This window comes from Anaerostipes sp. CAG:276 (assembly GCF_000432215.1).
In the GTDB taxonomy this organism is placed as follows: Bacteria; Bacillota; Clostridia; order Lachnospirales; family Lachnospiraceae; genus Anaerostipes; species Anaerostipes caccae.
Window position 1 is genome coordinate 1 of record NZ_FR889183.1, and the last position, 14,914, is coordinate 14,914.

The 14,914-nt window shown below is 42.7% G+C and carries 14 protein-coding genes; 7 read left to right on the forward strand and 7 right to left on the reverse strand.

Annotated elements, in window-relative coordinates; translation table 11 throughout:
• The 6 genes from QVP35_RS06765 to QVP35_RS06790 form a co-directional block, all read right to left on the reverse strand.
• Positions 1 to 266 (reverse strand): rubredoxin-like domain-containing protein (locus QVP35_RS06765; RefSeq protein WP_442852521.1); only part of this gene is annotated, 266 nt, incomplete at its 3' end.
• Positions 267 to 1,177: 911 nt separating this feature from the next.
• Positions 1,178 to 1,780 carry an ECF transporter S component gene (locus QVP35_RS06770; RefSeq protein ID WP_009290109.1) on the reverse strand — a complete coding sequence of 201 codons (603 nt, stop codon included), beginning with the start codon at positions 1,778 to 1,780 and terminating at the stop codon, positions 1,178 to 1,180.
• Positions 1,781 to 1,874: 94 nt separating this feature from the next.
• The gene (locus tag QVP35_RS06775) at positions 1,875 to 3,833 is read right to left on the reverse strand and encodes a DUF2207 family protein (RefSeq protein ID WP_022260941.1); all 1,959 of its coding nucleotides are present in this window, start codon (positions 3,831 to 3,833) and stop codon (positions 1,875 to 1,877) included.
• Between the two features lie 208 nt (positions 3,834 to 4,041).
• Positions 4,042 to 5,373: a hemolysin family protein gene (locus QVP35_RS06780; protein ID WP_022260942.1), complete on the reverse strand. Its 1,332-nt coding sequence runs from the start codon at positions 5,371 to 5,373 to the stop codon at positions 4,042 to 4,044.
• A 264-nt stretch (positions 5,374 to 5,637) separates the two neighbouring features.
• Positions 5,638 to 7,545, reverse strand: coding sequence for a DUF2207 family protein (locus QVP35_RS06785; protein ID WP_009290113.1), 1,908 nt, complete (start codon positions 7,543 to 7,545; stop codon positions 5,638 to 5,640).
• 16 nt (positions 7,546 to 7,561) lie between these two features.
• Positions 7,562 to 7,810 (reverse strand): hypothetical protein, encoded by a 249-nt coding sequence (locus QVP35_RS06790; protein ID WP_118475702.1) that lies wholly within the window; start codon positions 7,808 to 7,810, stop codon positions 7,562 to 7,564.
• Between the two features lie 94 nt (positions 7,811 to 7,904).
• On the opposite strand from QVP35_RS06790, the gene QVP35_RS06795 reads away from it, so the two are divergent.
• Genes QVP35_RS06795 through QVP35_RS06825 form a run of 7 tightly spaced genes read left to right on the forward strand, consistent with a single transcriptional unit; the run spans position 7,905 to position 14,151 of the window.
• Positions 7,905 to 8,351, forward strand: a complete 447-nt coding sequence (locus QVP35_RS06795) for a hypothetical protein (RefSeq protein WP_009290114.1) — start codon at positions 7,905 to 7,907, stop codon at positions 8,349 to 8,351.
• A gap of 45 nt (positions 8,352 to 8,396) precedes the next feature.
• Positions 8,397 to 8,789, forward strand: a complete 393-nt coding sequence (locus QVP35_RS06800) for a hotdog fold domain-containing protein (RefSeq protein WP_006568281.1) — start codon at positions 8,397 to 8,399, stop codon at positions 8,787 to 8,789.
• A 16-nt stretch (positions 8,790 to 8,805) separates the two neighbouring features.
• Entirely contained in the window at positions 8,806 to 9,984 is a 1,179-nt protein-coding gene (locus tag QVP35_RS06805) for a CaiB/BaiF CoA transferase family protein (protein WP_006568280.1), read from the forward strand.
• Between the two features lie 21 nt (positions 9,985 to 10,005).
• Positions 10,006 to 11,160 (forward strand): acryloyl-CoA reductase, encoded by a 1,155-nt coding sequence (gene acrC, locus QVP35_RS06810; RefSeq protein WP_009290115.1) that lies wholly within the window; start codon positions 10,006 to 10,008, stop codon positions 11,158 to 11,160.
• 13 nt (positions 11,161 to 11,173) lie between these two features.
• Positions 11,174 to 11,965: an electron transfer flavoprotein subunit beta/FixA family protein gene (locus tag QVP35_RS06815; protein ID WP_009290116.1), complete on the forward strand. Its 792-nt coding sequence runs from the start codon at positions 11,174 to 11,176 to the stop codon at positions 11,963 to 11,965.
• Positions 11,966 to 11,977: 12 nt separating this feature from the next.
• Positions 11,978 to 13,015, forward strand: a complete 1,038-nt coding sequence (locus QVP35_RS06820) for an electron transfer flavoprotein subunit alpha/FixB family protein (RefSeq protein ID WP_009290117.1) — start codon at positions 11,978 to 11,980, stop codon at positions 13,013 to 13,015.
• Positions 13,012 to 14,151, forward strand: coding sequence for an acyl-CoA dehydrogenase family protein (locus QVP35_RS06825; protein ID WP_006568276.1), 1,140 nt, complete (start codon positions 13,012 to 13,014; stop codon positions 14,149 to 14,151). The genes QVP35_RS06820 and QVP35_RS06825 overlap by 4 nt, the downstream gene beginning before the upstream one ends.
• An 84-nt stretch (positions 14,152 to 14,235) precedes the next feature.
• Here the strand turns inward: QVP35_RS06825 and QVP35_RS06830 are convergent, their stop codons facing one another.
• Positions 14,236 to 14,751 (reverse strand): GNAT family N-acetyltransferase, encoded by a 516-nt coding sequence (locus QVP35_RS06830; protein ID WP_009290118.1) that lies wholly within the window; start codon positions 14,749 to 14,751, stop codon positions 14,236 to 14,238.
• Between the last annotated feature and the right edge of the window lie 163 nt (positions 14,752 to 14,914).

Sequence of the window (14,914 nt, forward strand, 5' to 3'; positions counted from 1 at the left end):
TCCGGATATCCTTCTCTGTGTGCCACACGGCTCATTGCAAGATACATACCTACTTCGGAGCATTCTCCTTCAAAGTTTGCTCTTAAATCTGCCATGATGTCTTCGCTGGCTCCCTGTGCCACTCCGACTACATGCTCAGCAGCCCACTCTCTGTCTCCTGTCTGCTCTTTGAACTTCTCTGCCGGAACTCCACATGTCGGACATTTCTCCGGTGCTGTATCTCCCTCGTGAACGTAACCGCATACTGTACAAACCCATTTCTTCATAATAATGATCTCCTTTGCTTTTGATTCTATGTTTTGTTTTCTTTATTTTCTATCCAAGATTTTTAATAACAGTAATTGTTATTGTTTTCTTGTTGAGATTATAATATCATCTGTGTTCTTCCCTGTCAATGGTTTTTTTAAATTTTTTAATACCTTTACTTTATATCGTAATAAAGCTGCGGGAGCGGCAGAGGTAAGTCTTTTTTTCTTTCGTTTCATAAGATTTCTCTAAGGTTTGTTTATACTTCATTTAGAAATGTTTATCTTCTATACATTGAATCAAGGATGAATTCTGATATACTTTAAACATGCCTTAATCGTGCAGGGTACATAACTACCGGATGTATTCCCTGCCTGGTATAATAGTTTTTCATATATATTTTTAATCCTCTCTTTTCATTAAACATAGGACAAGGGTGTTTTAAGACAACTGACCAAGACCAGCTGTTTTAAACACCCTTGTTCTGATATGTCTGCTGAAGAAGGGCCTATGTCAAAAAAGGTGCCACTTTTCGAAAGTTATTTACCATTATTGGAGGCCTTGCATTCGAAGAGATGTTAGTTTTTCTTCTTTCATTGTTTCCTCATCATCAGTTTTATAAATTTCACATCTGCTCTCCCCTGTGTAATAGTGCCAATAGCGAAGCAATCGTTCCACGAACTCCAGACTTTGAACCATGATAAAGCGTCACAATTTGATCACTCGTAAGGTTTTTCTAAGATTTGTTTATACTTCGTTTATAATTGTTTATTTTCTATACATTGTATCTGGCAGGGATTCTGATATACTTTAAATATAGTTTTTCATATATTTTAATCCTCTCTTTTCATTAAATATAAAAACAGGTTCCGTCCAACCAGCGGAACCTGTTTTTTGTTTTTCTGTTCTTGCTTCTTACTCTGCATGCTTCCTACGTATTTTTCAGTGCCTTATGAAGAATCTTCGCAACTGTACCTCCGACAACAGAACCCGCCAGAATCTCGACCACTGCATTGACACCCACAAATGCACAGATAAACATCAATGGATTCAGATTGCCCATGGTAGAATTGAGGTTCTGAAAATATTCCGTGTTCCAGTAGCACAGCACCATAACTCCCATGAAAAATACGGTGTTTAAGAATGGTGCACAGAAACCTCCGATATAATAACGGGCAGTTTTCGCGCTTCCTCCCTTGCTCAGTGCCCTGAAGATCACCCCTGTCAGAAATCCCATAAGCGTCCTTGTAGGCACTGCCACCAAAAAGGCATAAAAAGGATTGATCCCCACCAGGACTGCCCCAAACGGATTCATCCCAAAAAATCTTGCAAAACTGATGAGTCCGAATGACAGCCCAAGAACTGCCCCGGCTGCCGGTGAAAAGATCATGGCTCCCACCCCTACCGGGATCGTAAGAAGCGATATTTCCAATAACCCAAGCCGTAAATATCCAAGCGGTGTAAATGTCATAATAAAAATGATGGCTATGAACAGAGCAATCTGCACCATTCTAAGAACTTTTTTGTTTCCCACTTTTTCATCCTCCTGTATTTCCCTTTATATTACCACGCTGTTTAAGGATTCTACAAGTTCTTTTGGAAAAACACTCCTTTTGGCGCACTAGGTCTCACCAGCTGCCTCCTCCGCCTCCTCCGAAGCCTCCGCCTGAGAAACCTCCTTTGTTTCCGCCGCCCGATGATCCTCCAGAAGCGTTCACAGATGACGGCTGACTCAGAGAGACTGCGGCAAATGTAAGATTCCCTGCCATACAATTCAGCATAACTCCTGCATTCCAGCTTTTTATTTCATATCCGGCATGATACCAGCCCGGAGCAGGAATTTCCAGCACCTCCAGTTTCTCTGCAAACTTATCATAAAGACCGAACACATAAGCATAAGGCATAATATGACAAAAAATCTCAGGCCGATTTTTTGCCAGCACTCTCATACGATCCAGCTCGGCAGTCTCGATAAAGGAGCGCAGTCCTGACAGCTGCCCCATCCATCGGATACATTTTGGAGTTCTTTTTTTCATGAAACAGGTCAGCGGCATCATAACTGCCGCTGCAGCCAGGACGATTCCTATTTCCATTGTATAATCGAAAATTTCGTTCCCGGATGCCTTATATGTATAAAAAACAAAGTACAGTATTTCTGATAAGTAAAAAAGACTTGCACCGCCTGCAGTCATCAGAATCCTCTTTGCCCTGGAAAAAGAATACCAGCCGTCGATTCCCCTGCAGCAAAAATACATTCCCAGCCCCATGCCGGTACACAGCAGCGCCTGTATCACAACGCCGACTGCAGTCATGTAAGAATAATGCCCTGTGAGGACTGTAACCCAGATAACTGACAGCAGCGTACATAGAAACGCCAGCCTCTGCAGTCTCCACGATGGTTTGGTATAGATTCCCGCTTTGCTTTCCCCGTCAAACTCTTGTATCAGCTGCGTTTTTGCGCTGCTCATTGTCAGACCAAAGTCATTTTTCAGGCCGTTTAAATAGACAGAGTCTCCATTTTCAAACAACCGCTGGAATACGGTGTGCTGATAGCTTGGTGCCTCTTTGGGCAGTTCCTTCAGCTTATGCAGCGTCATCAGGTATTCCTCTTCCTCCTCTATCCACAGATTACCCTTATCGGCCCAGTACAGTATCAAAGAGAGAATATCTTTGTCCTCCGCGATTCCGTCAATAACATATCCCACAGCTGCACTGTCCATATTCTGCGGAGGTTCAAATTCTATAGAAGGAATGATTTTTTCATCCCTTCCAAAACACAGATACAGGACAGCCAGTACTGCCAGCAAAATCACAGGCGGAACCCAAAGAAATAATGAGATTCCGGGTTTCCCTTTTACCCCCGCAAATCCCTTCTGTACCTGTCCTGAGAAACAAGTAATACCACTGCCCATAGGAAGATCTTCCTTAAGAATTCCGGTTATTGTATTCTCTTTTTGATTCTTTCTCAGATCTATGATGTCGGATGCACTTTCTGCCGATCCATAGGCTCCATAGTAAAATTCGAGTTTTTCTAAATCCGTGCCTTCCGGTAAGCGCATCGTAAAACGGCTTCCCTTTGGAATATCATTCTTCCACTTTGAGGGATAGATATTATAATAGATATACGGGAAAGGCTGGCCCTGCCGCTCAGGTGTCAGCCGGTAAGTAAATTCATAATCCCCTTTGCGGACTGTTTCATCACTGTAACCAAAACGAAATACTTTCGCACCGTTCTGCTTAGATTCCTTTATATCGCTGTTTGGAAGTTCAAGCTCTACTCTCGCGAGATATGGAAATTTTTTTATATCTCCATCCTTTTGATATGCCACAAATCCTTTATTGGGAATGTACCGGTAGATGCCATGCCTGTCTTCTAAAAACTTTACTTTGATCTGCTCCGTCACCAGATAATAGCCTTCCCCATCCACTGTGACATCTACGTCATAAGTCTCCGTCTTCATATATAAATCTTTTTTTACCCCGGAATCAAGTTCTTCCGTAAAACGGTCGAAATACCCGCCTGTTATAAGAAAAAAAGCCAACAGCAGCAGCAATGGAACCAAATTCTTCAGGCTAAAGTTCTTCATAAATATCCCCTCCCTTTATAAATTATTATGAGTTTTTCACCCCTATTTCCGTCGCGCTTTTGAAATGCGCTCCTCCAATAGTGGTAAATAACTTTCGAAAAGTGGCACCTTTTTTTGACGAGGCCCTTCTCCAACAGACATTACGTCCATTTTCCACATGATTGGAGTGAGGCATTCTAAGAGCCGAACGGAAATCATGTGGAAAATGTCATAGCATTTCCCGGGAGTTTTTTCCCTTCTGAATCTCTGCCTCCACTATTTTTCTTCCCATCATCTTCTTCACATGGATATGCAGGCCACAAATCTCCAACTCAAAGGTTGTGCCGTCCTTTGGAATGGAATGAAGCCGGCTGAAAACCAATCCTCCAAGAGTATCATAGTCCGGATGGTCCGGAATCTCCACACCCAGCTCTTCCGCAATCGTATTCAGCTTCACTGCCCCTGAGCATTTCCACAAATTCTCGGCAGTCTTGCTGATCTCAGGAGGTTCAGACGGATCAAATTCATCATAGATGTTTCCCACAATTTCCTCCAGAAGATCCTCCATCGTTACAATACCACTGACCTCCCCGTACTCATCTATCACAACTGCAAGATGAATTTTTTTCTTCTGCATATCCTGGAACAGCACAGAGGAAGGTATGGTCTCCGGAACAAAATAAGCAGGTCTCAGCATTTCTTCTAAAGTCTTTTCCCTGTTCTCATTCAGATTCATCAGAAAGTCTCTGGCATTTAGGATTCCCCGGATATCATTGAACCCTTTTGCATAAACAGGGAATCTGGACAGTCCGGTTTCCCGGATGATGTTCAGGATTTCTTCCCTGGACTGTGCAAGAGAAACTGCCGTCACTTCAGAACTGTGTGTCATATGGTCCCCTGCCGTGGTGTCACCGAATTCAAAAACGTTTTCGATCCATTCCTTTTCTTCACTGTCGATGGTTCCTTTTTCCTCACCCAGTTCCATCATCAGACGAATTTCTTCCTCTGTCACAGTCTGTTCTTCTGCTTCTGTTTTCATATGCAGGATTTTCAGCACAATGTTGGTAGATGCCGACAAAAACCATACCACGGGCTTCATAATGAGGGCCGCCCCAGAGACAACGCCGCAGGATATTTTTGCAACGGCAAAAGGCTTTTGCATGGCGATCCGTTTTGGAACAAGTTCTCCGAAGATCAAAGTAAAATAAGATAAGATCAGTGTAATCAATATAACTGCTATCGTATCCAGAGCTGCCGCAGATATGGCTGTAAAACCTATATCATCATAAATCCAGGTTACAAGATACCCGGAAAAATTATCTGCTGCAAAAGCACTGCCCAAAAATCCGGCCAGCGTGATCCCGATCTGGATTGTAGAAAGAAAACCTGCCGGTTCTTCCACAAGCTTTAAAAGCTTTCCCGCCTTCCTGTCCCCGTTCTCATACATCTTTTTAAGCTTTGCTCCATTCAGGGAAATGACTGCGATTTCTGTCATAGCGAAAAAAGCGTTCAAAAAAATCAGAATGATCTGTAATAATAACTGCGCACCTATTTTATTCATTTCAATATACTCCTTTATATTCTCGTCTTTACTTCCGGTTCATCTGCAAATATCTGCCGTCACCTTCTCATATGAATATGCACATACGAAAAGGCGCAGTCCGCCATTGTGTGAAACAGCAGACTACGCCTGTAAATGATCTGAATTAAATTGTTTGCCGAATCACTGTCATCAGCATCGTCCATAATTGTTTGCTACCTCTTTCTGAATTAAGTAAGATTATTATACGAATGCAAAGGAGAAAAGTCAATATAAACTTCACCCTCACCAGCTTCCGCCTCCGCCGCCTCCGAAACCGCCTCCTGAGAAGCCTCCTGAAGAACCGCTTCCGCCTCCGGAACCTGAAGAACTGTCTATGCTGATTGATGTATTAAAGTCCTGGTGAAAGTCTTTCATATACTGTGCTCTGAATATATAATCTCCTTCGGCGTTTCCAAACCAAACCGGCATTTCCACATTCAGCTTCTCCAGCTTATCTGCGTAGATTTCTGACAGACCGAATACATAAGCATAGGGGAATATATGATAGAATAGATTTGGATACTGTTCACCCAAAACTTTCATTCGATCCAGTTCCGCATTTTCTATGAAATCTCTAAGGCCGACCAGATATCCCATCCACTCAACACACTGCTTTGTTCTTTTTTTCATACATGCAGTCAGCAGGATGCCGGCGGCTGTCATTATGCATACCAAAACCATTACGCCTGCAAAATTAAAAATCTTTTGCTTTTTTACCATTTCCATATAAAAAATACTGTATATCCCCAACGCACCAATGCATAATGTGCCGGCAATGATCAGACCTCTCTTTCTGTCTTCCAGAGACAAAGAATACCAGTGATCTGCAGCATACAATATAATGAAAAAGCCAATGCATACTGCAGCAAACATATACATTTCATAGTGCTGTTCCTTTTCACTTAAAATCCCATACTGTGTACTCAATATCATAAATAGTGCTATTGGTATCATCGTTAAAATACTGCTGATAAATCTTGCCGTTCTGGACCCTTCTGTATAAATCATATCCTGATAATAATTCTTGAGTTTTTCTTTTGTTGCTTCTACTGCTCCTGTCATTCGCTCCGGAACATCCATCGTCGAAAGAAATGGTTCCTCCTGCGTAAACATTTTTTCAAACAAATATGTCTGGTACTCAGGTGCATATGCTGGAAGATCTTTTAGTTTATAGGCAATCATTTCATTCTTTTTGTGCTGCAGAAATACATAACCCTGATCCGCCCAGTAAAGCAGCAGCGATATTACATCTTTGGTATCTGCACTTCCGTCAATGATACAGCCTATTGCCGCACTGTCAATATCTTCTGGAGGCTGGTATTGAATTGATGGAATAATTTCATCTTTCTTCTTAAACTTCAAAAATAATATAATGAGGACAAGGGAAATCAGTCCTGCCGCCGTCAAGATTTCTCTTCCCAGTGTTGGACGTTTTACTGAAGTAAAATACCCCTTATCTAAATCTCCGAAACAGGTAATGCCCCATCCGACCGGCAGATCTTTCGTCAGTGTCCCCGTGATCCTGCGTCCTGCGGAATCTATCCTGATATCAGCCACACTGCTGGCATCCACAGTATTTCCCTGTTCTCCAGTATAAAACTTAACCTGTGAGAGGCTTATCTTCTTCGGAAAATGTATCGTAAACCGACTTCCTTTCGGAATAGAATCTTTCCACTGTCCAGGAAATACATTGTAATATACATAATGATATTCTTTTTCCTGATGATACGGTGTCAGCTGATAGCTGAATTGATAATTTCCACTGTTTACTTTTGCCTCTTCATCACCCAGCTTTAATATAAAGTTTCCATCTTTATTATCATATGACGCACTTGTATTAACATCATCCAAATTTAATTTTACATCCGCATAATATAAAAATTTATGCTCCTTATTATCTTTATAGGACTGCCTTCCACGAACTGGTATATTCCGATAGATGCCATGCCTGGGTTTCAAAAAATTCACCTTAATTCTTTCGGTTATCAAATAACTCCCGTCTGTTTTTAATGTAACATCCGTCTTATATTGTTCTATCCGCATGTTTAGATCGGGCTGGACCTTTTTATAAAAATTTGAAGGTTCATCCACTGTTTCTCCGTACAGAAAAAAAATAAGAAGCAAGCCAATACTGATAATATACTTTTTCATTTTCTTTCCCCCTCTCTCAAACTTTGTGTATCTCTTTTACAGCTATTGTCATTATAGCATTTCCAAGTTGATTTTTCCTATATCTAATCATTTTCTTCAAATAAAACTCTTCCCCATTTTTATATCTCCTGAATGTCAAACTACACGCAAACCGGAACCATATAAGCGAAATCATCTCACCGTTTAAAAGATTTCTGATATTTATTATTAAATTCAACCCTCCCCCCGCAGGACAGTTGGTTTCTTTTCTCTTAAAAAATCTCAAACCATCTCCAAAACAGCCATTGACTGTGCATTTGCCGGATGCATTAAAGTAAAGCTAAGATCAAAAATCAAACAGCCACAGGAGGTAAGAAATTATGAGAACAGAAGCATTTTTAAGCTACAAAATGACTACAGCAGATGCCAATAATCCGGAAGGTGTCATCCCGGTTGGCAGACAGTTTGATTTCATCGGCGATGTAGAGACAGAACTGATGATTTTAAATGATGGGGACGAATCCCTCTGCCTCGGTTATAACGATGTGAAATTCATGGAAGATGCTTACGTGGGAGACCAGCTGGACTTTAAGGCAACTATGGTCAAAGTAGGCAACACATCAAGAACCTGCCTGATCCAGACTTTTAAAGTGGCTACTCCTGCAAAAAGACTCGGAATCGAAGGCGCTGAGGATGGAGATATGTACTATTTCGATGAACCTAAGCTGATCACAGAAGGAAACGTTACCCTCGTAGTTAAAAAAGAACTTCAGCGAGGAGTACAGCCGGACGGAACAGTCAAAGATCCATGGAAAGCAATCGATTAATATTACATATTAGGATAGGTACAGACAAATCAAGGAGGTTTTGATATGAGTGAACAGACAGTAACAATGAGATACAGGATGTCAAGCAGAGATGAATTTTACGGTGGTGGTGTAGTAAACGGCGCACGTTCCATTACATATATGGGAGATACTGCAGACCGCTTAATGGCAAAAGTGTGCGGCAATGTCGGAAGATGCTGCCTCGTAGAAAAAATCCGTTTATATAACCCTGTCTTTGCCGGGGATTATATGGAATTTATCGCAAGAGTCACAAAAACTGAAGGAAATAAAGTCTACATTCAGTGCCGTTCTTTCAAAGTGGCTCAGATTCCTGAGGAGCCGGAATTTGAAAGTTCTATTGATATGTTAGAGGATCCGGAAATTTCAACAGAAGCATTTTTTGTATACGAAATACCGGAACACAAAGTAAAAGCTTAGATAAGAGGAGGTTCACATGAAAGCATTAGAAGGCGTTAAGGTTCTGGATCTGACCCATGCATATAACGGACCATTCTGTACGACCCTGCTGGCGGACAATGGTGCAGATGTCATTAAATTCGAGCCGGTTCAGGGAGACCAGTGCAGAAGCTGGGGACCGATCGACGAAAAAAGCGGCGAGAGCGGATTTTATGCGTTCTTAAACCGAAATAAAAAAGGGGTTACCCTGAATCTTAAAAATGAGAAAGCGAGAGAAATCTTTTATGACTTAGTAAAGGATGCCGATGTGGTTGTTGAAAACTTCCGAGTCGGTGTGTCTAAGAAATTAAAAGTGGATTATGAAACATTAAAGAAGATCAATCCGAGCATCATTTATGCTTCTGGTTCCGGCTTCGGACAATACGGACCGCTGTCCAACCGTCCTTGTTACGATATTGTTGCCCAGTCTATGGGAGGAATGGTAAACATGACGGGATTTCCGGACTCTCCTCCTACCAAAGTAGGGCCTTCTATCGCTGACAATGTGACTGGAATCTATCTGTGTGTAGGTGTCCTGATGGCACTGTTTAACAGAGAACGCACTGGACAGGGACAACAGGTAGATGTTGCTATGGCAGACACGATCTTCAGTCTTTTGGAAAACGGTATTGTTACAACGACTATGGATGGTGTGATCCCTCAGCGTCAGGGAAATATCGACCCTTCTATCGCTCCTTTTGATATCTATGAAGCCAAAGACGGATATATTGCGATCGGTGTCGGCAACGACCGTCTGTTCAAAACTTTCTGCGAAACCATCGGACGGGAAGACCTTCTCGATGATCCGCGTTATGAGACAAATGATCTTAGATGCAAAAACTATAAAGATGGTCTGCAGCAGGTCATAAGCGAGTGGGCCGCTGCCAAAGGAAAGAAAGAGATCGAAGATCTGTTTGATAAAGCCGGTATCCCATGCGGTCCTGTGCTGGATATGCAGGAAGCCATTGACCATCCGCATTTCCAGGCGAGAGAGATGATGGTTCACATGGATCATCCCACCATCGGAGAAATGTATTTCCAGGGTTGTCCGATCAAATTGACGGAAACTCCAGGCAGTGTAGACACTCCTGCTCCTCTGTTGGGACAGCATAACAAAGAAGTGTTTGGTCTCACAGATGAGGAACTGGAATCACTAAAAGCCGAAGGCGTAATGTAATTAGGATAGCAGGAGGTAAAAATGGATTTTAAACTGACAGACGGACAGGAAATGCTGAAAAAAACAGTCCGTGAATTTGCTGAAAAAGTGGTAGGTCCCAGAGCCGAAGAGGTAGATCAGACAGGAATCTTTCCGAGAGATACCTTTGAGCAGATGGCAAAACTCGGTCTTACTGGAATCGGGACTCCGGAAGAATACGGCGGAAGCGGAGGCAATGACATTGATAAGGTGATTACTGTCACAGAACTTGCAAAAAAATGTGCAGCCACGGCAGGTATTCTGTCTATTCACACCATCTTTGCTTCTGTACTTTTAAAGTTCGGCAGTGAGGAACAAAAGAAAAAATATTTACCGGAAGTGACATCCGGCGGACATCTTGCAGCTTTTGCGCTGACAGAACCCAATGCCGGCTCTGACGCCGCTGCGGTAAGGACAACGGCTGTCCTTGATGAGGAGACCGGAGAATATGTTTTAAATGGTACAAAATGCTTTATTTCCGGCGGAGGTCAGGCAAAGTATCTTCTTATTTTCGCTTTGACCGATCCATCTAAAGGAGTCAAAGGATTATCTTGTATTTTAGTAGAAAAAGGAACACCGGGATTCACTGTCGGTAAGATCGAGAACAAAATGGGAATCCACGGTTCAGAGACTGCAGAATTAATCTTTGACCAGTGCCGTGTTCCAAAAGAAAATCTTGTAGGCAAAGAAGGCGCCGGATTCAAGATGGCTATGAATGCTCTGGACGGTGCCAGAATCGGTGTTGCCGCACAGGCACTGGGGATCGCTGAAGGCGCTCTTGATGAAAGTGTCAAGTATATGAACGAGAGGGTTCAGTTCGGAAAACCGATCAAAGCTCTCCAGGGTCTTCAGTGGTATATTGCAGATATGGCTACAAAAACCGAGTGTGCAAAATGGATGATCTACTATGCTGCTTATTTAAAAAGCACTGGTCAGCCTCACACAAAAGAAGCTGCCATCGCAAAATTAAATGCTTCTGAAAATGCAAGATTTGTTACGAACCTTGCTCTTCAGATTCATGGCGGCTATGGCTATATGAAAGATTATCCTTTGGAGCGCATGTACAGAGACGCCAAAATCACTGAAATCTACGAAGGTACTTCTGAGATTCACAAGGTCGTGATCTCAAGAGCCGTTTTAAATTCTAACGGAAAGTAATGGGAGGGAAAGCATGAAGATCATTGTATGCGTAAAGCAGGTTCCGGATACCAACGAAGTCCGGATCAACCAGGAGACCGGGACACTGATCCGGGAAGGAGTCCCAAGCATTATCAATCCGGATGATAAGAATGCATTGGAGGCTGCCCTTGTCCTGAAAGATGAAACAGGCGCCGAAGTTTCCGTCGTAAGTATGGGGCCTCCTCAGGCTGCAGATGCATTAAAAGAAGCGATTGCAATGGGAGCAGACCATGCATATCTGGTGAGCGACCGGGCATTCGGAGGATCTGACACATGGGCTACTGCCACAATTCTTGCGGCAGCCATTGAAAAGATCGGAGATTATGACCTGATCCTATGTGGAAGACAGGCTATTGACGGGGATACCGCACAAGTGGGACCTGAAATTGCTGAATTTCTTGGCATTCCACAGATCACCTATGCAAAACATATCGAATGCGACGGGGAATCTCTGAATGTAACAAGATTTACGGAGACAGGAGACTATAAGATTCGGACCAAACTTCCGGTACTCCTGACTGCCATCAAGGAACTGAACGAGCCAAGATTCCCGACCGTACAGGGAATTTTCAGAGCTTATGACGGAGATGTGGAAATTAATATGTTAGGTCTTTCTGATCTTAATGTAGATCAGACTCAGATCGGACTAAAAGGTTCTCCTACTAACGTTTACCGTTCCTTTGTCCCTGTTAAATCGAAACAAAGTGAGATCATCGAGGGAAATACGGATTCTGAAAAAGCGGAAACCCTTATTGAGAAGCTTCTGCAGGCAAATTTGATTTAAGGAGGACAGAAAATGGAACGAGCAAAAGTAAACCAGGGAATCGACCTGAGTGCATATGAAGATGTCTGGGTCCTTGGAGAACAACGGGAAGGAAAAATACAGCCCGTTACAATCGAACTTATGGGAGAAGGCCGCAAGCTGGCCGATCAGCTTAAGAAAAAACTCGCTGTTGTAATACCAGGTTACAAAATTGAATCAGAAGTTGAAAAGCTTCTTCACTATGGCGCTGATGTCGTTTACTATATGTCACATCCGCTGCTTTCAAGCTTTTCAACCGACGGCTATACTTCCGCTTTTGTACAGCTGATCCAGAAGAAAAAACCTGAAATTGTTCTGGTAGGCGCAACGTCCATCGGCCGGGATATCGGACCGAGAATTGCTGCCCGGCTTGGAACAGGTCTTACGGCAGACTGTACCAAACTTGAGATTGATGCAGAAGACGGAAAAATTCTTCAGACAAGGCCTGCATTCGGAGGGAACCTTATGGCCACCATCGTCTGCCCAAAGAACCGTCCGCAGATGTCTACGGTAAGACCCGGAGTCATGGAGAAAGCCATCCAGCAGGAAACGGCTGCCGGAACAATGGAAACCTTTATTCCGGATCTCTCAGAAAATGATATCAGAGCTAAGCTTGTAGAAATTATTAAAGAAGAAAAGAAACAAGTAAATCTGACAGACGCACGGATCATCGTATCCGGAGGCCGGGGATTAAAATCTGCAGAAGGCTTCCATTTGATCCAAGAGTTAGCTGATGTCCTCGGTGCGGAAGTTGGATCTTCCAGAGCTTGTGTAGAGGCTGGATGGATCGATGCTTCCCATCAGGTAGGGCAGACAGGAACCACGGTACGTCCGGATATTTATATCGCCTGTGGTATCTCAGGCGCAATCCAGCATTTGGCAGGAATGAATGAATCAAAATATATTGTTGCAATCAATAAAGACCCAGAAGCGCCGATCTTCGGCATCTGTGATTATGGGATTGTAGGAGATTTAAATGATGTGATTCCGGCAATGATCGCCAAACTCACACAGAAGGAGGTTTCAATATGAATTTTCAATTAACCGACCAGCAATTATCCATTCAGAATATTACAAGACAGCTTGCTCAGACAGAACTGCTTCCAACCGTATTAAAAGATGATGAAGAAGGGAAATTCCCTGAAAAGGCTTATGCAAAAATGGGACAGATGGGCCTGATCGGTCTTCCATTTCCAAAAGAATACGGCGGACAGGGAGCCGACTATCTCTCTTATGTATTAGCCGTAGAAGAAATCTCCAAAGTAAACTCTTCCGTAGGAATTGCTTATTCTGTATGTACTTCTCTCTTCTCCGGCGGTTTGATCAATTCTGCCAGCGAAGAGCTCAAAAAGAAATATCTTCCGGATGTTCTGTCCGGTAAAAAGATGGGCGCTTTCTGTCTTACTGAGCCGGAAGCAGGTTCTGACGCTGCCGGATGTAAGACAACCGCTCTCTGGGACGGCGAAGCTTATGTGCTGAACGGTCTGAAATGTTTTATCACAAACGGACCTCTGGCTGACTACTTCCTTGTATTTGCCCTGACAGATCCGGAAAAGAAGACAAAAGGATTATCTGCCTTTGTTGTAGAAAAAGCTATGCCGGGAGTTTCTGTCGGTACAATCGAAAACAAATGCGGTATCAGAAGCGCTCAGGTTTCAGAGATTATTTTTGAAAATGTAAGAGTTCCGAAAGAAAATATGGTAGGCGAGGAAGGCAAAGGATTTGCTGTTGCCATGAAAGACTTGGACGGCGGAAGAATCGGTGTTGCTGCTCAGGGACTTGGAATTGCAAAGGGTGCTTATGACATCGCACTCCAGTACTTAAAAGACCGCCAGCAATTTGGAAAACCATTATGCAAAAACCAGTACCTGGCGTTTAAGATGGCAGAACTCTCTGTACAGATTGAGCAGGCACAATATATGCTTTACAAGGCTGCCATGGATAAACAGGAGGGACGCAGTTACTCTATCTCTGCTGCCAAAGCAAAAATGGTATGCACCGATGCAGCTATGCAGGTTTCACAGGAAGCTGTACAGATGCTCGGAGGCAACGGTTACATGAAAGAATATCATGTAGAACGCATGATGAGAGATGCCAAGATCACACAGATCTATGAAGGCACCAATGAAATTCAGAAGCTTGTCATCAGCGGAAGTTTATTCCGTTAAGTCTGAGAAATAAAAGTCAAAGGCCCGGCTGTCTGCCGGGTCTTTTATATCTGCTGTCCCGAAGATTTTAATAAAATCAAGGTTTTATACATCAAGAACCATTCCATAGCCATATTTTATATTTGGTAACTTTTCAAAACCAAAGCGATGATAGAAATCTTCTTTTCCCTGATTTGCATACAGACTGCATACCACTTTTGTATCTGTTACATTCTGCCGAATATAATTTAAGACATTTTCTATTAATAATCTTCCAATTCCACATCCCTGATAATCGGGATTTACAATGACGTCTGTAATGTAGGCATCTGTCCCATAATCAAAAAGCAGACGTATAACTCCAACAGGTTCGTTATTGTAAAATGCCGCACAGATGTAACTTGTATTTTCTAAAATCTTTTTAGCCTGCCTCTGTGATACTTTTTGAAAATTCACCTGTTCGCGTAATCTGCAAAACATTTCCGGTGAAATTGAATGCCGTAGTTCAATATTCTGATGATCCATTTCTCTAATTTGTGCAACTTCCATCTCCTCGGTAAGATCTCTGATATGCTCTCCCGGGTGAAATGCAATGCTTTGTTTATATTCAGAATTATTCATAATGCCTGCTCACTTCCATTAAGATAACTATATGTATTCTTAATTATAATTGTATTTTTCTGCTGTTACAGTATTTATTACCCAAGAAGTAATATAATTCGTATATCTCAAACCCTTCAGGTGGACGCACTCCGTGCGATAAGGTATACCCACAGGGCACACC

What these genes read in the sequence shown, in the direction of transcription:
- QVP35_RS06780 (WP_022260942.1), bottom strand. Translation starts at nt 5,373, where the DNA reads ATGAATAAAATAGGTGCGCAGTTATTATTACAGATCATTCTGATTTTT.
- QVP35_RS06820 (WP_009290117.1), top strand. Translation starts at nt 11,978, where the DNA reads ATGGAACGAGCAAAAGTAAACCAGGGAATCGACCTGAGTGCATATGAA.
- QVP35_RS06805 (WP_006568280.1), top strand. Translation starts at nt 8,806, where the DNA reads ATGAAAGCATTAGAAGGCGTTAAGGTTCTGGATCTGACCCATGCATAT.
- QVP35_RS06800 (WP_006568281.1), top strand. Translation starts at nt 8,397, where the DNA reads ATGAGTGAACAGACAGTAACAATGAGATACAGGATGTCAAGCAGAGAT.
- QVP35_RS06785 (WP_009290113.1), bottom strand. Translation starts at nt 7,545, where the DNA reads ATGAAAAAGTATATTATCAGTATTGGCTTGCTTCTTATTTTTTTTCTG.
- QVP35_RS06795 (WP_009290114.1), top strand. Translation starts at nt 7,905, where the DNA reads ATGAGAACAGAAGCATTTTTAAGCTACAAAATGACTACAGCAGATGCC.
- QVP35_RS06815 (WP_009290116.1), top strand. Translation starts at nt 11,174, where the DNA reads ATGAAGATCATTGTATGCGTAAAGCAGGTTCCGGATACCAACGAAGTC.
- QVP35_RS06775 (WP_022260941.1), bottom strand. Translation starts at nt 3,833, where the DNA reads ATGAAGAACTTTAGCCTGAAGAATTTGGTTCCATTGCTGCTGCTGTTG.
- QVP35_RS06830 (WP_009290118.1), bottom strand. Translation starts at nt 14,751, where the DNA reads ATGAATAATTCTGAATATAAACAAAGCATTGCATTTCACCCGGGAGAG.
- acrC (WP_009290115.1), top strand. Translation starts at nt 10,006, where the DNA reads ATGGATTTTAAACTGACAGACGGACAGGAAATGCTGAAAAAAACAGTC.
- QVP35_RS06825 (WP_006568276.1), top strand. Translation starts at nt 13,012, where the DNA reads ATGAATTTTCAATTAACCGACCAGCAATTATCCATTCAGAATATTACA.